This window comes from Pseudomonas sp. PS01300 (assembly GCF_029960155.1).
GTDB classification, from domain to species: Bacteria; Pseudomonadota; Gammaproteobacteria; order Pseudomonadales; family Pseudomonadaceae; genus Aquipseudomonas; species Aquipseudomonas palmensis.
Genome location: NZ_JASCPN010000070.1, coordinates 1 through 26387, shown reverse-complemented (window position 1 = coordinate 26387; position 26387 = coordinate 1). Strand labels below are relative to the sequence as shown.

The following is a 26387-nucleotide window of genomic DNA, read 5'->3' as shown; positions in this document are numbered from 1 at the left end:
GGTCAAGCCCGCTCCCACAGGTTTACTACCCATCTGGAGGGCTATGAAATCCTGTGGGAGCGGGCTTGACCCGCGATGCCACAAAAAAGCCCGGCTGGGAGCCGGGCTTTTTCACATCAGGTACCTGCGATCAGTTGCCGTACACCGGCAGCTTGGCGCAGATGGCCTTGACCTTCTCGCGAACGGCGTCGATCACCGCTTCGTTGTTCAGGTCGTCCAGGATGTCGCAGATCCAGCCCGCCAGTTCCTTGCACTCGGCTTCCTTGAAGCCGCGAGTGGTCACGGCCGGGGTGCCGAAGCGCAGGCCGGAAGTGACGAACGGGGAGCGTGGGTCGTTTGGCACGGAGTTCTTGTTGACGGTGATGAAGGCTTTGCCCAGGGCAGCGTCTGCGTCCTTGCCGGAGATTTCCTGCTTGATCAGCGACAGCAGGAACAGGTGGTTTTCAGTACCGCCCGACACCACGTCGAAGCCGCGCTCGATGAACACGCCGGCCATGGCCTGGGCGTTCTTCACCACTTGCTGCTGGTAGGCCTTGAACTCAGGCTGCAGCGCTTCCTTGAAGCAGATCGCCTTGGCCGCGATCACGTGCTCCAGCGGGCCGCCCTGGGCGCCCGGGAATACGGCGGAGTTCAGCTTCTTCTCGATGTCGGCGTTGGCACGGGCCAGGATCAGGCCGCCACGTGGACCGCGCAGGGTCTTGTGGGTGGTGGTGGTGACCACGTCGGCGAACGGTACCGGGTTCGGGTACACGCCAGCGGCGACCAGGCCAGCCACGTGGGCCATGTCGACGAACAGGTAGGCACCGACCTTGTCGGCGATTTCGCGGAAGCGCGGGAAGTCCAGCACCTGCGAGTAGGCCGAGAAACCGGCCACGATCATTTTCGGCTTGTGCTCGACCGCCAGGCGCTCGACTTCGTCGTAGTCGATCAGGCCGTTGGCGTCGATGCCGTACTGGATGGCGTTGTACAGCTTGCCCGAGGACGACACGGCCGCGCCGTGGGTCAGGTGGCCGCCGTGGGCCAGGCTCATGCCCAGGATGGTGTCACCGGCCGACAGCAGGGCCAGGTAGACGGCAGCGTTGGCCTGGGAGCCGGCGTGCGGCTGCACGTTGGCGTAGTCGGCGCCGAACAGCTGCTTGGCGCGGTCGATGGCCAGTTGCTCGACCACGTCGACGTATTCGCAGCCACCGTAGTAGCGCTTGCCCGGGTAGCCTTCGGCGTACTTGTTGGTCAGTACCGAGCCTTGAGCTTCCATCACCGCAGGGCTGGTGTAGTTTTCCGAAGCGATCAGCTCAATGTGCTCTTCCTGGCGCTGAGCTTCTTGCTCCATGGCGGCAAAGAGATCGGCGTCGTACTTGGCAATGGTCAAATCACGGCTGAACATGGCGGTCCTCAAGGATCGTGCTGAAATAGGCGGGCATTCTACCTCATCGGCTTTTGTCTGGCATATGAAAGGGCATCATGTCGCAGACAAGCGGGGCTCATTCAGGCTCGGTGTGAACTTATCGCGGGTCAAGCCCGCTCCCACAGGTCTGGTATCCGCTCTCGGGGGCCGAGAACATCCTGTGGGAGCGGGCTTGACCCGCGATGCGTCATTCGAACATGAACAACGTTTCGTTGCTGAACTGCGCCTCGAACTGGTTGGCCGGCATCGGCCGCCCGAACAGGTAGCCCTGCACCTCGTCGCAACCGTGCTCGCGCAGAAACTCCAGTTGCTCATGGGTCTCCACACCCTCGGCGATCACCGCCAGGTTCAGGCTGTGGGCCATGGCGATGATGGCGCGGGCGATCTGCGCATCCTGCTCGCCCTCGGGCAGACCGTCGACGAAGGTGCGGTCGATCTTGAGCACGTCGATGGGGAACTGCTTGAGGTAGTTGAGCGACGAGTAGCCGGTGCCGAAGTCGTCCACCGCAATGCTCAGCCCCAGATTCTTCAGGCTGTCGAGGATCACCATCGCCTCGTTGACCTCGCGCATCAGGATGCTTTCGGTCAGTTCCAGCTCCAGGCACGCCGGCGGCAGCCCGGTATCGGCCAGGATGGTGGCGATGCGCGTGCCCAGTTGGCCATCGGAGAACTGGCGCGCCGAAATGTTCACCGACACCTTGGGCACTCGCACCTTGGCCTGGTGCCAGGCCTTGAGCTGGCGGCAGGCTTCGCTGATGACCCAGTCGCCCACGTCCACCACCAGCCCCAGCTCCTCGATCACCGGGATGAAGTCGCCCGGCGGCACCAGCCCGCGGCGCGGGTGGCGCCAGCGCAGCAGGGCCTCGGCACCGGTCAGGCGCTTGCCGTCGCCGCTGAACTGCGGCTGGTAGTAGAGGATGAATTCGTTCTGCTCCAGCGCATGACGCAGGTCGCTTTCCAGCTCCAGGCGCTCCAGCGCACTGGCGTTCATGTCGGCCTGGTAGAACTGGAAGTTGTTCTTGCCGCGCTCCTTGGCGTGGTACATCGCGGTGTCGGCGTTCTTCATCAGCTGGCTCAGCTCGCTGCCGTCCTGCGGGCTGAGGGCGATGCCGATGCTGGCAGTGACGAAGAACTCGCGGTTCTCCAGCACGAACGGTCGCACCAGGCTGCCCAGGATCTGCTCGGCCACGTGGATCGCGCGGTTGAGCGCGATTTCGCGGGTGGCCTTGGGTTGCAGCAGCAAGGTGAATTCATCGCCGCCCATGCGTGCCACGGTGTCGTCGTCGTGTACGCAGTCGAGCAGGCGTTCGGCCATGTCCTTGAGCATGCGATCGCCTGCGGCATGCCCCAGGGAGTCGTTGATCGGCTTGAAACGGTCCAGGTCCAGGAACATCAGCACCACCCAGGCCTTCTGCCGCTCGGCCTGCTGCAGCGCGGTGTGCAGGCGGTCCTGGAACAGCGTGCGGTTGGGCAGGTGGGTCAGGGCGTCGTAGTAGGCCAGGCGGTGAATGCGCTGTTCGCTGGCCTTGCGCTCGCTGATGTCGGTGAAGAAGCACACGTAGCTGGCCAGGTCACCCTCGTCGTCGAGTACCGCGGTGATGCCGACCCACGCCGGGTAGTGCTCGCCGCTGCGGCGCTTGAGCCAGACCTCGCCCTCCCAGGTGCCGCGCTGGTGCAGTTGCTTGAGCACGTAGTTGAGGTGGGCTTCCTGCTGTTCGTCGACGGTGAGCAGGCTCGGCAACTGGTCGAGCACGTCGCTCACCGCGTAGCCGCTGACCCGGCTGAAGGCTTCGTTGGCCTGCACGATGTAGCCGGCCGGGTCGGTGATCAGGATCGCCGAGGTGGAATGCTCGAACACCGTGGCGGCCATGCGCAGGTCTTTCTCGGCGCGGCGTTGCTGGCTGATGTCGCGGCCGACGCCCAGAATGCCCTCGAAATGGTTGTGCTCGTCCCACACCAGTACCACGCGCAGCTCGATCGGGATCTTGCGGCCGTCGGCGCGCAGACAGTCGAACAGGAACAGCTGGGTGGTCACCTCGGTGCGCAGGCGTTCCAGCGCGGCGGGTTCCTCGAGGGCCCGCTTGACCCGTTCGAACAGGGTGAACACGCCGGTCAGCTGCGCCGGGTTGGCAATGGTCGACTGCCAGCCGTTGGCGAAGATCCACGGCACGTCGTAGCCCAGTACCGTCTGCACCGAAGGGCTGACGTAGTTGAGCTGCAACTGCGGGTCGGTGGAGAAGATCACGTCGCTGATGCTCTCGGCGAGCATGCGGTAGCGCTGCTCGCTGTCGCGCAGCGACTCGCTCGCCTCGATCTGGTCGGTGACGTCCTTGCCCACCCCGATGATGCGCAGCACCGTGCCGTCAGGGTCGCGGGTCAGGGCCTGTTCGCGAATGTCGTAGCGTCGCCAGCTCTGGTCGTGGTGAAGAAAACGCAGTTGGCAATGCAACTGCTCCACATAGCCGCTCTGGCGCTGCTGCTGGCGCATCTGGCGAAACAGCTCGGCGTCCTGCGGGTGCAGCAGCACCTCCCAGAAGTACTCGCCCATCTGCGCCAGCTCGCTGCGCGAATAGCCCAGGGTCTGGCCCAGGTGGCGGTTGCTGAAGATCATGCGCAGGCTGTGCACATCCTGCACGTACAGCTGGTCGGGCACGGTGCGCACCACGTCCGACCAGAAGCTTTCGCGCTCCAGCAGCGACAGCTCCACGCGCTTGCGGCTGGTGATATCGCTGATGCTCAGGATCACGGCCTGGTAGTCACGCCGTGCCTGGGGGAAGCGCACCATCAGCCACAGGTGCTGGTCCTGGCCCTGGGGGTCGCTGAGCCGCACTTCCAGCTCCAGCAGGCGCAGGTCCTGCACCACTGCCTCGACCAACTGCATGCCCACCCCGTCGGCGCCCGGCGAGTGGCCTTCGATCAGGCGCTGCCAGGCGCTCTCGCAGCAGCCGGCGCCCAGCAGTTGCAGGGCCACCTGATTGACTTCGGTAACCTTCAGCTCGCCCAGCAGGCTGTGGCGCAGCGATACATCCTGGGCCAGGCGCTGGGCCAGCTCGGCTGTGCTGCGCAGGCGCAGGCGCTCCAGCAGTTCGGTCAGCCCCGACAGGTCGAGTACGCACAAGGCCACGCCCGTGCCTTCGAAGATGTCCTGATAGCGTCGCCGACCTTCCTGCAGGGCGCGGTGGCGGCGGCGCATGCTGATCAGCGCCAGCAGCGGGATCAGCGCGCACACCAGGCCCAGCACGCACTTGCCGATCAAGGCCGGCAGCAGTTGCAGGCGGCTGTGGGCGGCATCGAACAGGCCGCGCAGTTGCCAGTCGCTGTTGTCCAGGTACGCCAGCAGCACGCTTTGCGGCGGCTCGATGCTGGCGTCGCGCGCATCGAGCGGCGGCGCGTGGCGATCGATGACCTGGGCCGTGCGGCTGTTTTCCAGCAGCCACAGCGGTGGCGCGGCGTGCTCCAGGGGTTGGCTCAGTTGCTGGTAGTACTCCGGGGCCAGGCGCAGCAGCCAATAGCCACGGGTGTCGCTGTCGGGGTGCTGCAGCAGCAGGTAGACCAGGCTGTTGTCGTCGCTGTTGCTGAAGTAGTACGGGCGCTCCTGGCCCAGGTGCAGCAGCTCCTGGAGCGCCTTGCGGTCGGCACTGATGCCCGCGCTGTCGCGCAGCAACGCGCCCTGGGCGTCCACCCACACCAGGCTGCGCAGGGCGGGCAGGCGTGCGTGCAGGTGTTCGAGCAGCGGCGGCAGGTCGGTGACGGCCGGTGCGGCAGGGTAGGGTTGCAGCAGGGTGAGGGCTTTTTGCGCGTTCAATGCCAGGCTCAGGTTGAGCTGGCTGGCCAGTTCGGCACTTGCATCCAGGCTCTGCTGGCGGCGATCGGCCTGGGTATGGCGGAACTGCTCGAACACTTGCCAGAACAGCAGCGCGAGCAACAGCAGCACCAGGATGGCCAACGCGCCTTTGAGCGAGCCACGCAAGGGCGAACCGGACGCACTCGTGGCTTTGCGCGGGGATGAAGGCTGAGTCAGATTGGTCAAACGCTGTTCCTGCGTGAGGCTGTGGCAGGTGATCGCTACGCAGCGACAAGCGGCGCAGTGTGCGGTAGTCCTGTCGCATCCCGGTTCCAGGCGCGCACTATAAGCTGCACGCCCGAAGGGCGGCTAGCATGCCTTGAAGTGTGGCAAAGTGCCAGTCCTGTTCGTCAGCGGAATGGTTTCCTGCTTTTTGATACAAATTGCACACGCTGTGTTGATTGCAATGTGCCATTTCCCTATCTAGGATGTGCCCCCTCACTTAAGGCAGCGAACCCACGGATGGGTGTTTGACGCTGTTTTGGTAGGCCCCGTGCCGCCTGGGCTTTTTCGGTCGGCGCGGGGCCTGCAGTCCAACTACAGGCCAAGGATGTCCTACTCAAGCAAGTTGCACGCTCGTTACCACGAGGTTGCCCGGCAGGCTGTATCAACAGACTGTTTTGCGGGCGAGGACGTGCGTTTTTCCAGTGAGTACGAAGCACTGGAAGGCGAGCTGAACAAGGCTCAGTCCGTTCACGAGAGCGGCCAGATCGACTGGCTCCGCGTGCTCGAGAACAGCGAGACGCTGCTGCGCACACAGTCCAAGGACCTGCGGGTTGCCGCCTGGTTGACGTGGGCGTTGTATCAACGCGAATCCTTCCCCGGCCTGCTGGCCGGCGTGGGGCTGTTGCAGCACCTGTGCGAGCAGCACTGGGCGCAGGTGCACCCGGCCAAGCCGCGCACACGGGCCGCGGCCATCGGCTGGCTGGTGCCGCGCCTGGAGCAGGTACTGGGTGAAAACGTCGCGATCAAGGAGCAACTGGCGCTGTTCCGCCGCCTGGTCGACAGCCTGCAGGCGCTCGATGCAGCCCTGACCACGCACCTGGGCGATGAGGCGCCGCTGTTGCTGCCGTTGTGCCGACGCCTGTCGAGCATGGTGCAACGTGCTGCCGACAATCAGCCCGAACCTGGGGCCGTGGGCGCGGTCGTGGCCCAGGTCAAGCAGGCCGCCACCCAGTTGCTCACCCCCGGCGCCCCCGTCGACAGCGAAAAAGACGCGCACAAGGTGTTACGCACCCTGCAGGATGGCGCTCGACCGTTATCGAACTGGTGGCTCAAGCAGAAGGCCACCGACGTGCGCGCCTTGCGCCTCAACCGCACGCTGCTGTGGTTGCAGATCGACGCGGTGCCCGAGCGCAATGCCGAACAGGTGACCGTGCTGCGCGGGTTGCCGGTCGACCGCCTGAAGATCTACCAGGAACGCTTTGCCAACGGCCAGTACGCCGACCTGCTGATGGAGCTCGAGGCCAGCCTGGCCAAGTCGCCGTTCTGGTTCGACGGCCAGCGCATGGTCTGGGAGTGCCTGCTGGAGCTCAACGCCGAGCAGGGCATGCGCGAGGTGGAGTTCCACTTCGCGCAACTGCTGCAGCGCCTGCCCGGGGTGGTGGAGCTGCGCTTTCATGACGGCACGCCGTTTGCCGACCCGGCGACGCGGGGCTGGATCAACGCCAGCGTCATGCCGCACCTGCAGAGCACCAGCGCACCGCGCAAGGTCGAGACCGACCTCGCGACCAGCCTGCCACCCTGGGAGCTGGCCCTGGAGGCGGTGCTGCCCGTGCTGCGCAAGGACGGCCTCAAGCCTGCCGTGCAGATACTCAAGCAGGGCATGCAGGCGGCTCAAGGCGGGCGCGTGCGCTTTTTCTGGCAGCTCAGCCAGGCGCGGCTGTGCTTTCTGGCCAAGAAGTACGAACTGGCCAAGACCCAGCTCGAAGCCCTCGATCACGAACTGCAACAGGCCGGCCTGCATCAGTGGGAGCCGGACCTGGCACTGGAAGTACTGCGTCTGCTGCACAGCTGTTGTGAGCTGCTGCCGCAGAACCACGCCGTGCGCGAACGCAAGGATGAGGTTTATCGCAGGCTGTGCCACCTCGACCTCGAAGTGGTACTCGACTAGGCCCCCGGGCCGCAAACGCAAGGAGAAAAGCCATGGCCAAAGAAGGCTCGGTAGCCCCCAAGGAACGCATCAACGTCACGTTCAAACCTGCCACGGGCGGTGCCCAGGAAGAAATCGAACTGCCCTTGAAGCTGCTCGCGATCGGTGACTACACCCAGCGTCCGGACGAACGCAAGGTAGAGGACCGCAAGCCCATCAGCATCGACAAGATGACGTTTGACGAAGTGCTCGCCAAGCAGGAGTTGAGCCTGACCCTCAGCGTGCCCAACCGCCTGCAGGACGACGAAAGCGCCAGCGATGAGCTGGGCATCAGCCTGCGGGTCAACTCCATGAAGGACTTCAACCCGGCCAGCCTGGTCGAGCAGGTGCCAGAGCTCAAGAAGCTGATGGAACTGCGCGATGCGCTGGTGGCACTCAAGGGCCCGCTGGGCAACGCACCGGCTTTTCGCAAGGCCATCGAAGGCGTGCTCGCCGACGATGAGTCGCGCACCCGCGTACTCGGCGAACTGGGCCTGAGCGCCACGCCGACCACCGACGCTTGAGCCTCCCCCGTCAAGGAAGAACACCATGAGCACCAGCGCAGCACAGCAAACCAGCAGCACCGAAGGCGAGTACAGCATTCTCGACAACATCATCGCGCAAACCCGCCTGACGCCCGACGATGAAGCCTATGACATTGCCAAGCGCGGCGTGTCGGCCTTCATCGAAGAGCTGCTCAAGCCGCACAACGACGGCGAACCGGTCAAGAAGGCCATGGTCGACCGCATGATCGCCGAGATCGATGCCAAGCTCAGCCGCCAGATGGACGCGATTCTCCACCACCCCGACTTCCAGTCGCTGGAGTCGGCCTGGCGTGGCCTGCAGTTGCTGGTCGACCGCACCAACTTTCGCGAAAACATCAAGATAGAAATTCTCAACGTCTCCAAGCAGGACCTGCTGGACGACTTCGAGGACTCGCCCGAAGTCATGCAGGCCGGTCTCTACAAGCACATCTATACCGCAGAGTACGGCCAGTTCGGTGGCCAGCCGGTGGGCGCGATCATCGCCAACTACTTCATGTCGCCCAGCTCCCCCGACGTCAAGCTGATGCAGTACGTCTCCAGCGTTGCGTGCATGTCCCATGCGCCGTTCATCGCCGCTGCCGGTCCGAAGTTCTTCGGCCTCGAAAGCTTCACCGGCCTGCCGGACCTCAAGGATCTCAAGGACCACTTCGAAGGCCCGCAGTTTGCCAAGTGGCAGAGCTTTCGCCAGTCCGAGGACGCGCGCTACATCGGCCTCACCGTGCCGCGCTTCCTGCTGCGCAACCCTTATGACCCGGAGGAAAACCCGGTCAAGTCGTTCGTCTACAAGGAAACCGTGGCCAACAGCCACGAGCACTACCTGTGGGGCAACACCGCCTATGCGTTCGGCACCAAGCTGACCGACAGCTTCGCCAAGTTCCGCTGGTGCCCGAACATCATCGGCCCGCAGAGCGGTGGCGCGGTGGAAGACCTGCCGCTGCACCACTTCGAAAGCATGGGCGAGATCGAGACCAAGATCCCCACCGAAGTGCTGGTGTCGGACCGCCGCGAGTACGAGCTGGCCGAGGAAGGCTTCATTTCCCTGACCATGCGCAAGGGCAGTGACAACGCCGCGTTCTTCTCCGCCAGTTCGGTGCAGAAACCCAAGTTCTTCGGCATCAGCGCCGAGGGCAAGGCCGCCGAGCTGAACTACAAGCTCGGTACCCAGCTGCCGTACATGATGATCGTCAACCGCCTGGCCCACTACCTCAAGGTACTGCAGCGCGAGCAGCTGGGCTCGTGGAAGGAGCGCACCGACCTGGAGCTGGAACTCAACAAGTGGATCCGCCAGTACGTGGCCGACCAGGAGAACCCGAGCGCCGAGGTGCGTGGGCGTCGTCCGCTGCGCGCGGCCCAGATCATCGTCAGCGATGTTGAAGGGGAGCCGGGTTGGTACCGGGTCAGCCTCAACGTGCGCCCGCACTTCAAGTACATGGGCGCCGACTTCACCCTGTCGCTGGTCGGCAAGCTGGATAAAGAGTAAGCGGGGGCGCGTACATGAGCGGATATGGCAGCCTTTTCGAGCGTCTGGGCGGCGAAGCCGACAAGCGTCGCGGCTGGAGCCGCGAGAGGGCTGCCATGGCCTCGGTGGCGGTGCACCTGGGCAAGATGCTCAGTACCCGTGCGGGCAGCGTGCAGACGCTGCCCGATTACGGGCTGGCAGACCTCAATGACATGCGCCTGAGCCTGCATGACGCGCTGAGCCAGGCGCGTCAGGCCATCGAGCAGTTCATCGAAGCCTACGAACCGCGCCTGACCAATGTGCGCGTGGTGTCGCTGCCGCGTGATCACGATCAGCTCAAGCTGGCTTTCAGCATCGAAGGCCTGCTTGAGCTGGACGGGATCAAGCGTCAGGTCAGTTTTTCCGCGCGCCTGGAGGGCGGCGGGCAGGTGCAGGTCAACTGAGACGCGCACCGCGCTGTCGTCTCGCGAACAGGACGTTCCTGAGCATGCAAAACAGGTAACCGAGCATGTCCTTCAATCATTACTACCAGAGCGAGCTCACCGCGTTGCGCCAGCTGGGGCGACGCTTTGCCGAGCGCAGCCCGGCCCTGGCGCCGTTTCTGGGGCAGGCCGGGCGCGACCCGGACGTGGAGCGGCTGCTCGAGGGCTTTGCCTTCCTCACCGGGCGCCTGCGCCAGAAGCTCGATGACGAACTGCCCGAGCTGAGCCATTCGCTGATGCAGCTGCTGTGGCCCAACTACATGCGCCCGCTGCCGGCGTTCAGCATCCTGCAGTTCGACCCGCTGGGCCAGTCCGGCCCGCCCTTGCGGGTGGCGCGCGATACACCGGTCGAGAGCCAGCCGATCGATGAGGTGCGCTGCCGTTTTCGTACCTGCTACCCCACCGATGTCATGGCCCTGGACCTCACCGCGCTCAATTACTCGGTAAAGGGTGATGGGGCGCTGCTCAGCCTGCGCCTGGAGATGAGCTGCGACGGGCATGTCGGCGAGCTGGAACTGAGCCGCCTGCGCCTGCACCTGGCAGGCGAGCGCTACATCAGCCAGATGCTCTACCTGTGCCTGCTGCGCAACGTGGAAGGCATCGAGCTGGTGCCACTGGGGGGCGATGGCAAGCCGCTGGTGCGCGCCAGTGGCGAGAACGTGACAGTGCGCCTGGCTGGCAACCGTATCCAGCCGGTCGGCTTCGCCGAGGAAGAAGCGCTGATTCCCTACCCGCTGAACACCTTTCGCGGTTACCGCTACCTGCAGGAGTACTTCGCCTTCCAGGACAAGTTCCTGTTCGTCGACCTCGACGGCCTGGAGGCACTCAAGTCCCTGGGCACGGAAACCCTCAAGCAGATGCGTGGGCTGGAGATACGTTTCGACATCCGCAGGGGCGGTATCCAGCGCATGCGCCCCACGCTGGACAACGTCAAGCTGTACTGCACCCCTATCGCCAACCTGTTCCAGCACGATGCCCTGCCGATTCGCCTGGATGGCAAGCAGGACGAATACCTGCTGCTGCCCGCCGAGTACGACCTGGAGAACTGCGGGGTGTTCTCGGTGCACAGCGTGACCGGCTGGAAGCCCGGCGGCGTGGGCTACCAGGCCTATGTGCCGTTCGAGTCGTTCGAGCACGACCCCAGTTTCGACGTGCCGCAGACCAGCCCGCACTACAGCATTCGCCAGCGCTCCTCGCTGTTGCATGACGGCCTGGACACCTACCTGAGCTTCGGAATACGCGATACCCGCACCCACGAGACGCTGTCCATCGAGCTCACCTGCACCAACCAGAACCTGCCGCGCCGGCTCAAGCTGGGTGATATCGACCAGCCGTCCGAGCAGACCCCGGAGTTCCTCACCTTCCGCAACATCACCCCGGTCACGGCCAGCTACGCACCGCCCCTGAACCGGGATTTCCTGTGGAAGCTGATCAGCAACATGTCGCTCAACTACCTGTCGCTGGCCAACGTCGATGCGCTCAAGGTGATCCTGGAAACCTACGACTTGCCGCGCTACTACGACCAACATGCCGAGAAGGTCAGCAAGCGCCTGCTCGGCGGGCTCAAGTCGATCCGTCACGAGCATGTCGACCGATTGCACCGCGGCCTGCCCCTGCGCGGGCTGCGCACCGAACTGACCATCGACCCGCAAGGCTACATCGGCGAAGGCGACCTGTTCGTGTTCGCCTCGGTGCTCAACGAGTTCTTTGCCCTTTATGCCAGCCTCAACTCGTACCACGAGTTGCGGGTCAGAAGTACCCAGGGAGAGGTGTACCAATGGACACCACGTATGGGCCTGCAGCCCCTGCTTTGAGCGGGCTGAGCCACGCAATACGCGAATACTCGCTGTTTCAGGCCGTGCTGCTGGTCATCGACCGGCTGCGCGAGTTCCATCCGCACCTGAGCGAAGAGGAGCTGTACGACCAGCTGGAGTTCCAGGCCAATCCGAGCCTGGGCTTTCCGGGCAGCGACGTCGATCGCGTCGAGTTCTTCGACGACCGCGGGCAGATGCGTGCACGCCTGCGTTTCAACCTGATCGGCCTGTGCGGCGCCAGCTCGCCGCTGCCGGCGTTCTACGTGGAGCAGGCGCTGGGCGATGGCGAGGACGGCAACACGACCCGGCAGTTTCTCGACGTGTTCCACCATCGGCTACAGCGCCTGATGCTGCCCATCTGGCGCAAGTACCGTTATCGCGCACGCTTCCAGAGCGGGGCGATGGACCCATTCTCGGCGCAGCTGTTCGCCCTGATCGGGCTGGGTGGCGAGCACATTCGCGAGGCCCGCGAACTGAACTGGAAGCGCCTGTTGCCCTACCTGGGCCTGCTGAGCCTGCGTGCCCACTCGGCGGCATTGATCGAGGCGGTGCTGCGCTACTACTTCAAGCATGCGCAGCTGGTCATCGAGCAGTGCATCGAACGTCGCGTGGTCATCCTGCAGGAGCAGTGCAATCGCCTGGGGCGCGCCAACAGCCTGCTGGGCGAGGACGTGGTGCTGGGCGAGCGGGTGCGTGATCGCAACGGCAAGTTCCGCATCCACATCACCCAGCTCGACTGGCAGCGCTTTCACGAGTTCCTGCCGATCGGCTTCGGCTATCAGCCGCTGTGTGCCCTGGTGCGTTTCACCCTGCGCGACCCGCTGGACTACGACATCCGCCTTGTGCTGCGCCAGGAAGAGATTCGCGAGCTGCGTATCGGCCAGGACAACGCCTGCCGTCTGGGATGGACGAGTTGGCTCGGTCACGAACGCGCCGATGGCGTGGTGACCCTGGGAAGCAAAATTCATTAAGGACCGATGAACATGATCACCGTAGACCTGCAACAACTCATCCAGGCGCTGGACGCCGACACCCGTCGTGACCTGGAGCGCTGCGCCGAACGTTGCGTGGCACGTGGCGGCAGCAGGATCCTGGTCGAGGACCTGCTGCTGGAATTGCTAGATCGCCCCGAAGGCCTTCTTGAACGGGCCTTGCACGACGCCGACGTGGCGCCGGGCGAACTGCGCGCCACCTTGCAGGTGCAGCTTGAACACAGCGCTTCGCGCAACCCGGTGTTCGCCCCCGAACTGGTGCAGTGGCTGCAGGATGCGCTGCTGGTGGCCAACCTCGAACTGGGCAGCAGCCAGGTCGAACAGGCTGCGCTGATCCTGGCGCTGCTGCGCAACCCCGTGCGCTATGCCGGCAGCCATTACCAGCCGCTGCTGGCCCGCCTGAACATCGAGCGCCTCAAGGGCTTCGCCCTGGCGTCCCGGCCGGTTGCAGCGCAGGGTGCCACGGGCGGCCAGGGCGAGTCGATGCTGCAGCGCTTTACCCACAACCTCACGCAGCAGGCCCGCGACGGCCGACTCGACCCGGTACTGTGCCGCGATCAAGCGCTGCGCCAGATGATCGACATCCTTGCCCGGCGGCGCAAGAACAACCCCATCGTGGTGGGCGAGGCCGGTGTGGGCAAGACCGCCATCGTCGAGGGCCTGGCGCTGCGCATTGCCGCCGCCGAAGTGCCGCCGGCACTGCGCGGGGTAGAGCTGCTGGCGCTGGACATGGGCCTGCTGCAGGCCGGCGCCAGCGTCAAGGGCGAGTTCGAGCGACGCCTCAAGGGCGTGATCGACGAGGTCAAGGCCGCGCCCCGACCGGTCATCCTGTTTATCGATGAAGCCCACACCCTGATCGGTGCGGGCGGCAACGCCGGCGGTTCGGATGCGGCCAACCTGCTCAAGCCTGCACTGGCGCGGGGCGAGCTGCGCACCATCGCCGCCACCACCTGGAGCGAGTACAAGAAGTACTTCGAGAAGGACCCGGCCCTGGCCCGGCGCTTTCAGCCGGTACAACTGCACGAGCCGACAGCGGACGAGGCGGTGACCATCCTGCGCGGCCTGGCCCAGGTGTATGAGAAGAGTCACGGTATCTACCTGCGCGATGATGCGGTGGTGGCGGCGGCGCACATGTCGGCGCGCTACCTGGCCGGGCGACAGTTGCCGGACAAGGCGGTCGATGTACTCGACACCGCCTGTGCCCGGGTGCGCATCAGCCTGGCCGCCGCGCCGCAACGCCTGGAACGCCTGCGTGCCTCGCTGGCCGAGGGCGAGCGGCAGGTGCAGGCGCAGCAGCGCGACGCCGAAGCCGGTGTGGGCATCGACCAAGAGGCGCTGCACATTTTGCAGGCGCAACTGCGCAGCGATCAGGCCGACCAGCAGGCCGTGCAGGCGCGCTGGGAACAGCAGCGCGCGCTGGCCGAGCAGGTGCTGGACCTGCGCCGGCAGTTGGCCGAAGCCCGCGAGCAGGGCAATGCACGGGATGACGTGGCCGTACTGCAGGCCAGCCTGGAGACCACCCGCCGCCTGCTGGAAGCGGCGCAGGCCGAAGAGCGCCTGGTCAGCTTCGAAGTGTGCCCGCGCCTGGTGGCCGAAGTGATCAGTGCCTGGACCGGCGTGCCGCTGGAGCAACTGGCCCGCGAGCACAACGCCAGGATCATGCGCTTTGCCGAAGACCTGCGTGCGCGCATCCGTGGTCAGGAGCAGGCCGTGCAGGCACTGGACCGTTCGATGCGGGCCAACGCAGCCGGCCTGGCAAAGCCCGATGCGCCGGTCGGGGTGTTCCTGCTGGTGGGGCCCAGTGGCGTGGGCAAGACCGAAACGGCCCTGGCCCTGGCCGACCTGCTGTATGGCGGCGAGCGCTTCATCACCACCATCAACATGTCCGAGTTCCAGGAGAAGCACACCGTGTCGCGGCTGATCGGCGCGCCGCCCGGTTACGTCGGCTATGGCGAGGGCGGCATGCTCACCGAGGCGGTGCGCCAGAAGCCCTATTCCGTAGTGCTGCTGGATGAGGTCGAGAAGGCCGACCCGGACGTGCTGAACCTGTTCTACCAGATCTTCGACAAGGGCGTGGCCAACGACGGCGAGGGGCGCGAAATCGACTTTCGCAACACCCTGATCCTGATGACCTCCAACCTGGCCAGCGAGCAGATCGCAAGCCTTTGCCAAGGCGCCGAACGGCCCTCTGCCGAGCAACTGGAACAGGCCATACGGCCCGCCTTGAGCAGGCATTTCAAACCGGCCTTGCTGGCGCGCATGCGTGTGGTGCCGTACTACCCGGTGAGCGGCCCGGTGCTGCGCGAGCTGGTCGAGATCAAGCTGCAGCGCTTTGGCCAGCGGCTGCTGCGCCGGCAACTGGGTTTCACCTATGCCCCGGCGCTGGTCGAGCACCTGGCCGAGCGTTGCACCCAGGGCGACAGCGGCGCGCGGCTGATCGACCACCTGCTCGACCTGCACCTGATGCCGCAGGTGGCTGACCGGCTGCTGGCAGCGATGGCGGCCGGGGAGTCGTTGCAGCAGGTGCATGCCACGCTCGATGGCGATACGGGCGTGAGGTGCGAGTTTGCCTGAGGTGGGGGTGATGTTCACCCACGTGCCGCAGCCCTTGCGCTATGCCGAAGCCCTGTTGACGCACTTCGCCAGCCTGTCGCGTACGGGCCGGGAACCCGCGCTGCAGGAGCGCTTCGTGCAGGCGGTGGCCGAGCTCAGCGGTTGCGAGCTCAGTCAGCTGTACCTGCTCGATGCCACCCACACTTCGCTGAGCCTTGCCGCCGAATGGCTGGGCGGGGCCTTGCAGCCGCGTGCTGCCGCCAGCGTGCCGGTGGATTACAACGGCGAGCAACTGCTGCAGTTCGCGCTGTGCCAGAACCGTTCGGTAAGCCTTGCCGACCTGCCCGCCAGCCTGCTCGACACCAGTTTCCTGCCGGTGCTGCACAGCCCCTGGCAGTCGCTGCTGTGCGTACCGCTGCTCAACCCGCAGCAGGCCATCGCCGGCCTGCTGCTGTGTGCCAGCCGTACCAGCGTCGACCTGGGCGGCTTTGCCCAGTCGCTGGGACAGCTGGGGGCGTTCGTGCTGGTGCAAATGGAGTTGCTGCAACGCCTGCACCAGCCCGAGGCGCCGCCGGCGCCGCTGCCCGCCACGCGCGCCGGCGCCACCGACTACGGGCTGATCGGCAACAGCGCCGCGATGCGCCAGGCCTACCAGCTGATCAGCAAGGTGCTGCATAGCCCCTACACCGTCCTGCTGCTGGGCGAGACCGGCACCGGCAAGGAGGTCGTGGCCCGGGCGATTCACGACTACGGCCCGCGCTGTACCCGGCCGTTCGTGGTGCAGAACTGTGCGGCCCTGCCGGAAAACCTGCTGGAGAGCGAACTGTTCGGGTATCGCCGGGGCGCCTTCACTGGCGCACTGCGCGACCGCCCTGGCCTGTTCGATGCCGCCCACGGCGGCACCCTGCTGCTCGACGAAATCGGCGACATGCCGCTGTCGCTGCAGGCCAAGCTGCTGCGCGTGCTGCAGGAGGGCGAGATCCGCCCGCTGGGTTCCAACGACACCCACACCATCGATGTGCGCATCATCGCCGCCACCCACCGCGACCTGGCGGTGCTGGTCAGCGAAGGGCGCTTTCGTGAAGACCTGTACTACCGCCTGGCGCAGTTCCCCATCGAGTTGCCGGCCCTGCGTCAGCGCGGCGGCGATGTGCCAGTGCTGGCCCGGCATTTCTCTGCCAAGGCCTGCGAGTTTCTGGGGCGCAAGCCCCTGCAGTGGTCGCCGGCGGCACTGGCCTACCTCGACGGGCTCGCCTGGCCGGGCAACGTGCGTGAACTCAAGGGCCTGGTGGAGCGCGCGGTGTTGCTGTGCGACGGCGAGTGCCTGCTGCCTGAGCATGTTGCCCCGGCCAGCGAAGTACCGTCGGGGGACAGCGGGCTGAACCTGCGTGACCGCCTTGAAAACGTGGAGCGCCACTGGCTGCTCGACTGCCTGCGCAAGAACGCCGGCAACCAGACCCTGGCCGCACGCGAGCTGGGCCTGCCGCGGCGCACCCTGCTGTACCGCCTGGGGCGGCTGAACATCAACCTTGGCGAGTTCGAAGGTTGAGCGGCCATGGCGAGCAATGCTGCATTTTCCCTTACAACCGTGCGCTGCCCCGGCGGGCGGCGCTTCGTGCAATGCCCACCGATGGAGATCTGCAAATGTCTGTTCGTCACTGGCCCGCCTTGCTGCTGGCGCTGATCGTGCTCAGCGGCCTGGGCGGCTGTAGCGGCAATTACAAATTCAACGACGACACCTATCGCCCGCTGGGCGATCCGCAGGCAGCCAACCGCGGCAAGTGAGTGCAAGGAGCATCAACATGGAACTGGTTCTTGAAACGCAGGGACGCAGCAAGACCTTCACCCGTGCAGGCGGCGTGATTGGGCGCGACGAGGCGTGCGACTGGGTCATCAGCGACCCGCAGCGGCATGTCTCCAAGCGACATGCGCTGGTCACCTGTCAGGAGGGCGTGTTCTTCCTCACCGACATCAGCAGCAACGGCACCCGCGACGGACGCAGCGGTGCGCAGCTGCGCAAGGGGCAGGCGCAGCGAATCGAGCAGGACAGCGTGTACCTGCTGGGCGGTTTCGAGGTGCGCGCGCGCCTGGTCACCCGCACCGCAGCCGATGTCGAGGTCGGCCTGCCCAGCGCCGCGGGCAGCATCATCCCTGACGACGCCTTTCTTGAGCTGGACCCGTTCCATGCCCTCGACCAGCAGGACGTCGAGCCTTCGCCCCTCGACGCACTGAGTACACTCGACACGGTTGCACCGGTGGCCCGCCAGCGCCCCGACTACGCGCGCATAGACATGGAAAGCCTGCTGGTACCCAACCTGGTGGCGCAGCCCGAACCCGACGATGAACCACAGGCGCCGCCGGCACCTGCATGTAACGAACGGTTCTGGGCAGCCTTTGGTACCGCCCTCGGGGTCGATCTGGGCGGGCTCGACCCTGGCGCCCGTGAAGCCCTGGCGATCAAGGCGGCCGGCCTGCTCAAGCAGAGCATCGGCGGCGTGCAGCAAAGCCTGCGCACCCGCAGCGAACTGAAGAACGAGTTGCGCCTGGCCCTGACCACCTCCCACCGCGCCAGCCACAACCCGTTGAAGTCGAGCGCCGATGCCGGCCAGGCGCTGGGCCTGTTGCTGCACCCGGCCGCGCCCGGCCAGCTCCCTGCGAGCCAGGCACTGACCCAGGCCTACCGCGACCTGCAGGCGCATCAGGTGGCGATGCTGACGGCCTGTCGCGCTGCGCTGCAGGGTGTGCTTGAGCACTTTTCGCCACGCCAGCTGGGCCTGCAGTTCGAGCGCGGCCGGGCACCGCTGCTGCGGACTGCCGGCAGCCAGTGGCGCGCCTACGTGCGCTACCACCAGGCCCTTGGCCAGGACGATGAATGGAGCGAGCGCCTGCTGGCGCGCGACTTCGCCCAGGCCTACGCCGAACAGGTTCGCCTGATCGGCACCCTTCACACCGACGCTCAAGGATGATCCCCATGCTGCGCTGCAAGACCTTTCTCTCCACCGGCCTGATGGCGCTGGCGCTGTTGCTGGCCGGTTGCTCCGCGCTATCGCCGTACTCGGAACTGACCAAGCTGCAACTGACCCTCGACGCCGGTGACCAGCTCAACCCGGACCTCAATGGCCGGCCCTCGCCGATCGTGGTGCGCCTGTTCGAACTCAAGCACCCGGTGGCCTTCGAGCATGCCGACTTCTTCAGCCTGTACGAGCGGGCCAAGGAATCCCTGGCGCCAGACCTGGTGGTCAGCGAAGAGCTGGAGCTGCGCCCCGGTGAGCACGTGACGCTGCGCCTGAGCGTGGAACCTGGCAGCCGCTACGTCGGCGTGCTGGCGGCCTACCGCGACCTGGAGCAGACCCAGTGGCGCTACGTGGTCCAGATCACCCCGCAGGCACTCAACAGCGCCAGCCTGACGCTGGACCAGGCTGGCATTCGCAACAGCAACGCCACACTGGCCCGGACGGAAAACTGATCATGCATGTGCACAAAGTCATTTGGCAGGAAGGCATGCTGCTGCGTCCGCAGCACTTCCAGCACAACGATCGCTACTACGACTACCAGATGAAAACCCGCACCCAGCTGCTGGGCAGCTACAACTGGGGTTTTCTCAGCCTGGAGATCGACCAGCAGTTCCTGAGCATGGGCAAGCTGGTGGTCAGCCAGGCCAGCGGCGTGCTGCCCGACGGCAGCCTGTTCGAACTCAGCAGCAACATCGAGCCGCTGGCCCTGGACATACCGCCCAACACCGGCAACACGCCGGTGTACCTGGCACTGCCGTTGGTGACCGGCAACCACATCGAGACCCGGCGACTGGAGCAGTCCGATGTGCTGGCGCGCTACATCGCCTACGAGACCCCGGTCAGCGACTCCAACGCCGGTGACGACATCAACAGCGACATCAGCTGTGCACGGCCGGACTTTCGCCTGCTGCTGGGCGAGCAGCAGGGCGATCAGGCCTACGTCAAGCTCAAGCTGTGCGCCGTGCTCGACACCACCCCGGACGGCGTGATCAGCCTGGACCCCGAGTTCGTGCCGACCTTCATCCACACCCACGCTTCAAGCTACCTGCTGTCGTGCCTCAAGGAGGTGATCAGCATGCTTGGCCACCGTGGCGACACCATTGCCGAGCGCATCCGTTCCAACGGCAAGGTCGGCGGCGCGGAGGTGGGCGACTTCATGATGCTGCAACTGATCAATCGTACCGAACTGCTGCTGCGTCACTACCTGGGCCTGGACCAGCTGCACCCCGAGGAGCTGTACCGCACCCTGCTGACCATGCTGGGGGACCTGGCGACCTTTGCCAGCGACACCAAGCGCCCGCGTACCGACAGCCGTTATCAGCACAGCGACCAGGGCGCGAGCTTTCGCCGGCTGATGGACGGCATACGCGAGGTGCTGTCGATGGTGCTGGAACAGCACGCCATCGAACTGGACCTGCAAACCCGCCAGTACGGCATCCTGGTGGCCGCCGTGCACGACCAGACGCTGCTCGCCTCGGCCTCGTTCGTACTGGCCGCCAGCGCCAACTGCGACAGCGAGACCCTGCGCACGCGCCTGCCCTCGCACCTCAAGGTCGGCCCGGTGGAACGTATCCGGCAACTGGTCAACCTGCACCTGCCTGGCATCAAGGTGGTGCCGTTGCCGGTGGCGCCGCGGCAGATCCCGTTCCATTCCAACAAGACCTACTTCCTGCTCGAATTCAACGCCGAAGACCAGGCCCTGCTGGAGCGCTCCGGTGGTTTTGCCTTCCACGTCTCGGGCGAGTTCGCCGAGCTCGAACTGAAATTCTGGGCCATCAGGAACTGACCGCATGCACAAGGACATCGAACACCGTCAGGACGACAAGACCGTGCTGGTGGACCGCCAGGGCCAGGCGCCCAGGCAGGTTCCGCTGACCGATGGGTTGGCCACGCCGCGCCTGGAGCAACTGGAAGACCGGATGATCTACTCGGCTCGCCTGGGCCCGGCCGAGGCCATCAACATCAGCCTCAACACCCTGGTGGCAGCCGCCTCGGACCTGCTCTCGCACGTGGTGCGGCTCAAGCACAGCGACAGCCGCGAAGACCTCGACGCCCTCAACCAGACCCTCACCCATGGCATCAAGCTGTTCGAGGCCCATGCGCTGCACAACGGCGCCGAGCCCAGCCAGGTGATGACCGCGCGCTACGTGCTGTGCTCGGTGCTCGACGAGGCCGTGGTCACCACCTCCTGGGGCAACGAGAGCGAGTGGGCGCAGATGAGCCTGCTCAGCACCTTTCACAACGAGACCTTCGGTGGCGAGAAGTTCTTCCAACTGCTCGATCGTCTGTCGAAGAACCCGGTCAAGCACCTGCCGATGCTGGAGCTCATGTACCTGTGCCTGTCGCTGGGGTTCGAGGGCAAGTACCGCGTGATGGTACGCGGCATGCTCGAACTCGAAGGGATTCGCGACGCCTTGTTCCGCCAGGTGCGGCAACTGCGCGGGGATGCCCCGCGCGAACTTTCGCCGCAGTGGGAAGGGCTCAACGACCAGCGTCGCAGCCTGGTGCGGGTGGTGCCGTGGTGGATGGTCACGCTGTTCGCGCTGATCTGCCTGGTGGTGATGTATTCGGGGTTCGCCTGGGTGTTGGGCGAGCAGCGCGAGGCCGTGCTGCAACCTTTTCAGCAGCTTGACCCGGAAACGGTCCAGGCGCAGCAGTAGAACAGGGACGTGTGATGAAAAACTTCTTCAAGAAAGTCGGCGATTTTTTGCGCAAGACGTGGGTATGGACGCTGTTGCTGGTGCTGTCGCTGGTACTGCTGGTTTGGTTCGTGGGGCCGCTGCTGGCAGTCGACGACCACCGCTTCTGGGCCTCGGCCACCTCGCGCCTGCTGACCATCAGTGCGCTGTTCCTGTGCTGGGGGCTGGGCATGGTGTTCGCCAGCTGGCGCGCCGGGGTGCAGAAAAAGGCTGTCGAAGAGAGCGAGGACGGCCAGGAACGCCTGCGCCGTGAAGCGCGCATCGATGAGGACCACAAGGAACTGCGCAGCCGCTTCAGCGAGGCGTTGCGTACGCTCAAGGGCTCGAGCCTGTATGGCGGGCGCAGCGAGCGCTGGCGCAACGACCTGCCCTGGTATTTGCTGATCGGCCCCCAGGGCAGTGGCAAGACCAGCCTGCTGGACTTTTCCGGCCTGGAGTTTCCGCTCAACAAACTGGACCGCCAACTCACCCGCGACACCCGCGGTACGCGCCATTGCGACTGGTATTTTGCCGACCACGCGGTGTTGATCGACACCGCCGGACGCTACCTGACCCAGGAAACCGCCGAGGTCGACGCCAGTGCCTGGCGTACCCTGCTCAACCTGCTGCGTCGACGCAGCCGCAGCCGGCCGCTCAACGGCGTGCTGGTCAGCGTGCCGGTCGAGCTGCTGCGCAGTGGCGACGAGAAGGGCCTGGAAAACCTGGCGCGCCAGGTCCATGCGCGACTGCAGGAAATCCAGCAGACCCTGCATGTCCAGGTGCCGGTGTACCTGGTGCTGAGCAAGGCCGACCAGTTGCAGGGCTTCGACGATTTCTTCGACCAGCTCAGCCGTGAAGAAAGCGACCAGGTACTGGGCAGCACCTTCACCAAGGCGCAGAACGGCACCGATGTGGCCGTGCTGCGCCAGGCCTTCGAGGCGCTGCTGCGGCGCCTCAACAGCCAGGTGATCATGCGCATGCACCACGAGCGCGATACACAGCGGCGCGCGCGCATCCTCGACTTCCCGCACCAGCTGGCGCAGATCGGCGAGCAGCTGTGCCTGTTCGTCGACATCGCCTTCACCGGCAATCGCTACCAGCGCGCCAGCCAGCTTCGCGGGTTCTACCTCACCAGTGCGCCGCACCTTGTCCAGCAGCTGGACCCTGACACCGCCGGCATCGGGGCCAGCCTGGGCCTGCCCAGCACGGTGCTACCCACCTTGCGCAGCGGGCGTTCGCGGTTCATCCATCACCTGCTCAGCCGGGTCATCTTCCCCGAGGCCGACCTGGCCGGCCTCGACCAGCGCGAGCGGCGACGCATCGACTGGGGGCAGCGCGCACTGTATGTCGGCGCGCTGGGCGTACTGGTGTGCTGCGGGTTGCTGTGGGCGGGCGGTTTCAGTGCCAACCACGACCGCCTCGAGCAACTGCGCGGGCTCGGTCAGGTGTGGGCCGGGCAGCGTGCAGCGCTGACCCCGCAAAGCGATGCCATGGCCGCGCTCAAGCCGCTGGACAGCAGCTATGCCGCGACCCAGGTATTCCCGCCTTCGGGTGATGCGTCACTGCATGAGCGCCTGGGCCTGTACCAGGGCGAGCAGAGCAATCCGTTGCTTCGCAGTGCCTACGAACAGGACCTGCACACCCAATTGCTGCCACGGGTGGCCAAACAGCTCGAAGGGCAGATACGTGGCAACCTGCGCGACCGTGAGCGCCTGCTCAACAGCCTGCGTGCCTACCTGATGCTGAGCATGCCCGACCGCCGCGAAGCCGCCTGGCTGCAGGAGTGGGTAGCCGCTGACTGGTCGCGCCGCTACGCGGGCAACACGGCGGTGCAAAACGGGCTCAACGGGCATTTCGAACGCCTGCTGCAACTGCCATTCAGCTACCCGCTGGACCCGCAACTGGTGGCCCAGGCACGCAAGGTGCTGCGCAGCGAATCGCTGGTCAACGTGGTGTACCGGGTACTGCGCGAGCAGGCCAGCAGCCTGCCCGACTACCGCCTCAGCCAGCACCTGGGCCCCCAGGGCGGGCTGTTTTTCGGCACCGACTACGTGATTCCGGGGTTTTACACCCAGCAGGGCTACGAGCAGTATTTCTCGGTACAGGGCTCGACCCTGGTCAGCGAGCTGCTGCGTGACAACTGGGTCCTGGGTGAGGGCAGCGGCATCAGCGACATGGACATGCGCCGCCTGCTGGTAGGATTGGAACAGCTGTACTTTCGCGACTACGCCAACCACTGGAGCGAGGCTGTCGGCCAGGTCTGCCTGCAACCGTTCGGCGATGCCGGCGAGGGCGCCGATCAGCTCGCCGGGCTCACCTCGGCCAACTCGCCGGTACTTCAACTGCTGGTGCAGGTGCGCGACAACACCCGTTTCGAGCCCGTGCCGGGCAGCACCGATGAGCCCGCCGAGGCACCGGCCAGCGACCCGGCCCAGGGGGTCAAGCTGGGCAAGAAGGCCAACACGGCGGTCGCCGTGGCCGGCAAGGTCCAGGGCGCCCTGGCGAGCAAGCCCGCCGTGGCGGCCAAGCCGCTGCCCGACACCGCGAAGAAGTCCCTGCAGCGGCGTTTCGAATCCCTGCATCGGCTGCTCGACGAAAACAATGGCCCCTCCGCCGACCTCACCCCGGCGCTGCAGGCGCTCAACGACCTGCAACTGCAGATGGCCGGCCTCGCGCGCGCCAGCCAGCCGGAGCAGATGGCCTTCGAGCTGGCCAAGACCCGCATGGGGGGCCAGCGCGATGCGCTCAGCGCCCTGCGCAACGCCTCCGGGCGTCTGCCGCGACCGCTCAATGGCTGGTTCAACCTGCTGGCCGAAGACAGCTGGCGGCTGGTACTCAACGATGCCTACCAGTACGTCAACGAGCGCTACCAGAGCGAGATGTACGGCTTCTACGGTGAGTCGATCCAGCAGCGCTACCCGTTCGATGCCCACAGCACCAGTGACGTGGCGATCAACGACTTTCGCGAGTTCTTCAAGGCCCAGGGCATCGCCGAGCGCTTCTTCGACACCTACCTGCGCCCGTTCATTAGCGGCGACCCGGGCAGCTACCGCCTGCGCAGCATCGACGGCCAGAGCCTGCCGATCTCGCGGGTCTACCTGGACCAGATGGCCAGGACCCAGACGATTCGCCAGAGCTTCTTCGCCGAGAACCCGGCGCAGCCGCAGGTGCAGTTCAGGCTCGAGCCCTACACCCTGGACTCGGCAGTGAGCCGCGCCGAGTTCCGCTTTGGCGATCGGCAGCTGGACTATCGCCACGGCCCGGTGGTGCCCATGACCTTCAACTGGCCGACCGATGCCCAGGACGGTCGCGCAAGCCTGGTGCTCGAACGCATGGTCGAGCGCCCGATCGGCATCGAGAAGAACACCGGGCCGTGGTCGCTGTTCCGCCTGTTCGACCTGATGCAGACCGAGTACCTCAAGGGCCGCGACGTGCTGGTGCTCAAGGCCGAAGTGGGCGGGCTGCGGGCCAACTACCTGCTCAGCAGCCAGCGTGCGCCCAACCCTTTCGACGTTGGCGTGTTACGCGGCTTTCGTCTGCCGGGGTCGCTCTAGATGCAGGTTGGAGCACGCTGGCGCAGCGCGGCGCGCACGGATGCTGGCAAGGTGCGCATGCGCAACGAGGACGCGTTTCTGGAGTGCCCGGCGCAGGGGCTGTGGGCGGTGGCCGATGGCATGGGCGGCTACCGCAGTGGCGACCTGGCCAGCCAGCTGATCGTCGCCAGCCTGGCCGAGTTGCCGGCCCATGGCAGTTTTGACGAGCGCCTGGAAGGGGTGCGCGGGTGCCTGCATTGGATCAACCGGCGCCTTGGCCAGGAACTGACCGTCACGGATGCACACCACGACAGCATCATGGGCAGCACGGTGGTGGCGCTGCTGCTCGAGGGCGAGCGTGCCGCGTGCATCTGGGCCGGCGACAGCCGCTGCTACCTGTGGCGCCAGCAGCGTCTTTACCAGCTGTCACGCGACCATTCGTTGCAGCAGCAGTTGATCGACCAGCGCCAGATGAGCGCGGAGCAGGCGCGGGCGCAACCGGGCGCTCGCGCCCTGACCCGCGCCCTTGGCGCCAGCGAGCAGCTGACCCTGGAGGTGCTGGAGCTGCAGGTATACCCGGGCGATGCGTTCCTGCTGTGCAGCGACGGCCTGTACCAGGAACTGAGCAGCGATGCCCTGGGCAAGGCGTTGAGCCTGGCGTCGGCGCAGGTCGCGCTGGAGCGTCTGTTCGAAGGGGCATTGCGTGGCGCGGCGGGGGACAACCTGACCGCAGTGGTGATTCGCCAATGAGCAGGCACCAGCCCGACCTCGGTGCCTTGCTGGCCACCGAATCCCGCGACGCCAACCTCACCTATTTCGCCTTCGTCAACGGCCAGTTGGCCACCCCGGCGCCCGCTGCGGCCAAGCGCAAGGGGCGCCGCACAGGCAAGAAAAAGCCGGCGCCGACACCGCCGCTGGTGCCGCTGCCGCAGGTGCTGGCCGGGCGCTATCGGCTCGAACGCCTGCTCGGTGCCGGCGGCATGGGCATGGTCTATCGCGCCCGCGATCTGCTGCGCGAGCAGTTCGGTGACCCGCAGCCCTGTGTGGCGATCAAGCTCGTGAGCGAGGCGCTGGCCGCCTCGCCGGATGCCAACGCGCTCCTGTTCAGCGAGTTTGCCCTGACCCGGCACGTGGCGCACCCGCAGGTGGTCAACCTGTACAGCTTCGAGATCGACCCGCCGAGCCAGCGCGCCTTCATCACCCTGGAGCTGCTGCGCGGGCCGGCACTGGACAAACTGCTGTGCGAGCAACCGCTGGGCCTGCACGGGCAGGCGTTGAACGCGATCGTGTTGCCGCTGCTGGAAGCCCTGGCCTGCTGCCATGCCCGGGGCGTGTTTCACGGTGACCTCAAGCCGAGCAACGTGATGCTCGGCGAAGATGGCGTGCGCCTGTTCGATTTTGGTCTTGGCCAGGCCGACGCCGGTGTGCTTTCGGGGCTGGCCCACCTCAGCCGCGAGCGCTTCAACGCCTGGACGCCCGGCTACGCAGCACCGGAACTACTTGAACACGGCACGCTGGGTGCGGCGGCGGATATGTATGCGGTGGCCTGCCTGATCTACGAGCTGGCCAGCGGCAAGCATCCCTATCGGCGCCTGCCTTCAACTCAGGCCCGCGCCGAGCAGCTCGATCGCACGCTGACGCGCCCGTCGAACCTGCCCACGCACTGCTGGCCTGCGCTGAAAATTGCGCTGGCGTTCGACCCTGCCCAGCGCACGATCAGTGCGCGGCAACTGCAGGAGGCGCTGGCGTCGAAAGGGGGCTGTTGGGGGCGTGTTTTTTCGCTTTTCAAGCGCTGAAAACCTACCCTGCCGTTTTTACCAACTGCGCAACTTCTTGCGCACTCAAATGTGGATAACCCTGTGCATACATTTCCCTAGGCCTTTGGGATAAAGGCCTACAGACGAGTGCGCAACTTCTTGCACAGTACTGCGCAAGAA

The 26387-nt window shown here is 65.7% G+C and carries 18 protein-coding genes; 16 read left to right on the top strand and 2 right to left on the bottom strand.

Annotation, left to right across the window (positions count from 1 at the left end):
- Positions 1 to 130 precede the first annotated feature (130 nt).
- Both glyA and QMX96_RS23415 read right to left on the bottom strand, forming a co-directional pair.
- Positions 131 to 1384 carry a serine hydroxymethyltransferase gene (gene glyA / locus QMX96_RS23420; protein ID WP_043860563.1) on the bottom strand — a complete coding sequence of 418 codons (1254 nt, stop codon included), beginning with the start codon at positions 1382 to 1384 and terminating at the stop codon, positions 131 to 133.
- 208 nt (positions 1385 to 1592) lie between these two features.
- On the bottom strand, positions 1593 to 5435 hold the full coding sequence (locus tag QMX96_RS23415) for a bifunctional diguanylate cyclase/phosphodiesterase (RefSeq protein WP_258661476.1): 3843 nt from the start codon (positions 5433 to 5435) through the stop codon (positions 1593 to 1595).
- Between the two features lie 364 nt (positions 5436 to 5799).
- On the opposite strand from QMX96_RS23415, the gene tssA reads away from it, so the two are divergent.
- From tssA to QMX96_RS23335, 16 genes are all read left to right on the top strand, one after another.
- The gene (tssA, locus tag QMX96_RS23410; RefSeq protein WP_236177437.1) at positions 5800 to 7362 is read left to right on the top strand and encodes a type VI secretion system protein TssA; all 1563 of its coding nucleotides are present in this window, start codon (positions 5800 to 5802) and stop codon (positions 7360 to 7362) included.
- A gap of 32 nt (positions 7363 to 7394) precedes the next feature.
- The gene (gene tssB, locus QMX96_RS23405) at positions 7395 to 7904 is read left to right on the top strand and encodes a type VI secretion system contractile sheath small subunit (RefSeq protein WP_043860560.1); all 510 of its coding nucleotides are present in this window, start codon (positions 7395 to 7397) and stop codon (positions 7902 to 7904) included.
- Between the two features lie 25 nt (positions 7905 to 7929).
- Positions 7930 to 9405, top strand: coding sequence for a type VI secretion system contractile sheath large subunit (gene tssC, locus QMX96_RS23400; protein ID WP_058540731.1), 1476 nt, complete (start codon positions 7930 to 7932; stop codon positions 9403 to 9405).
- 14 nt (positions 9406 to 9419) lie between these two features.
- Positions 9420 to 9827: a type VI secretion system baseplate subunit TssE gene (gene tssE / locus QMX96_RS23395; RefSeq protein ID WP_043860558.1), complete on the top strand. Its 408-nt coding sequence runs from the start codon at positions 9420 to 9422 to the stop codon at positions 9825 to 9827.
- Between the two features lie 65 nt (positions 9828 to 9892).
- Entirely contained in the window at positions 9893 to 11680 is a 1788-nt protein-coding gene (gene tssF, locus QMX96_RS23390; protein ID WP_054916573.1) for a type VI secretion system baseplate subunit TssF, read from the top strand.
- Positions 11644 to 12651: a type VI secretion system baseplate subunit TssG gene (gene tssG / locus QMX96_RS23385; protein ID WP_043860556.1), complete on the top strand. Its 1008-nt coding sequence runs from the start codon at positions 11644 to 11646 to the stop codon at positions 12649 to 12651. The genes tssF and tssG overlap by 37 nt, the downstream gene beginning before the upstream one ends.
- 6 nt (positions 12652 to 12657) lie before the next feature.
- On the top strand, positions 12658 to 15246 hold the full coding sequence (gene tssH, locus QMX96_RS23380; protein ID WP_282362559.1) for a type VI secretion system ATPase TssH: 2589 nt from the start codon (positions 12658 to 12660) through the stop codon (positions 15244 to 15246).
- 10 nt (positions 15247 to 15256) lie between these two features.
- On the top strand, positions 15257 to 16774 hold the full coding sequence (locus QMX96_RS23375; protein WP_258661486.1) for a sigma 54-interacting transcriptional regulator: 1518 nt from the start codon (positions 15257 to 15259) through the stop codon (positions 16772 to 16774).
- A 95-nt stretch (positions 16775 to 16869) separates the two neighbouring features.
- Positions 16870 to 17010 (top strand): hypothetical protein, encoded by a 141-nt coding sequence (locus QMX96_RS23370; RefSeq protein WP_058540727.1) that lies wholly within the window; start codon positions 16870 to 16872, stop codon positions 17008 to 17010.
- 17 nt (positions 17011 to 17027) lie between these two features.
- The gene (gene tagH, locus QMX96_RS23365; protein ID WP_253087390.1) at positions 17028 to 18191 is read left to right on the top strand and encodes a type VI secretion system-associated FHA domain protein TagH; all 1164 of its coding nucleotides are present in this window, start codon (positions 17028 to 17030) and stop codon (positions 18189 to 18191) included.
- A 5-nt stretch (positions 18192 to 18196) separates the two neighbouring features.
- On the top strand, positions 18197 to 18691 hold the full coding sequence (gene tssJ / locus QMX96_RS23360; RefSeq protein ID WP_043860551.1) for a type VI secretion system lipoprotein TssJ: 495 nt from the start codon (positions 18197 to 18199) through the stop codon (positions 18689 to 18691).
- Positions 18692 to 18693: 2 nt separating this feature from the next.
- The gene (tssK, locus tag QMX96_RS23355; RefSeq protein WP_054916577.1) at positions 18694 to 20025 is read left to right on the top strand and encodes a type VI secretion system baseplate subunit TssK; all 1332 of its coding nucleotides are present in this window, start codon (positions 18694 to 18696) and stop codon (positions 20023 to 20025) included.
- Between the two features lie 4 nt (positions 20026 to 20029).
- Positions 20030 to 20899 (top strand): type IVB secretion system protein IcmH/DotU, encoded by an 870-nt coding sequence (icmH, locus tag QMX96_RS23350; protein ID WP_058540725.1) that lies wholly within the window; start codon positions 20030 to 20032, stop codon positions 20897 to 20899.
- Between the two features lie 14 nt (positions 20900 to 20913).
- Positions 20914 to 24471 (top strand): type VI secretion system membrane subunit TssM, encoded by a 3558-nt coding sequence (tssM, locus tag QMX96_RS23345; protein WP_282362558.1) that lies wholly within the window; start codon positions 20914 to 20916, stop codon positions 24469 to 24471.
- On the top strand, positions 24472 to 25200 hold the full coding sequence (locus QMX96_RS23340) for a PP2C family serine/threonine-protein phosphatase (RefSeq protein WP_058540723.1): 729 nt from the start codon (positions 24472 to 24474) through the stop codon (positions 25198 to 25200).
- Positions 25197 to 26246, top strand: coding sequence for a serine/threonine-protein kinase (locus QMX96_RS23335; protein ID WP_282362557.1), 1050 nt, complete (start codon positions 25197 to 25199; stop codon positions 26244 to 26246). Before QMX96_RS23340 ends, QMX96_RS23335 begins: the two co-directional genes overlap by 4 nt.
- Positions 26247 to 26387 lie beyond the last annotated feature (141 nt).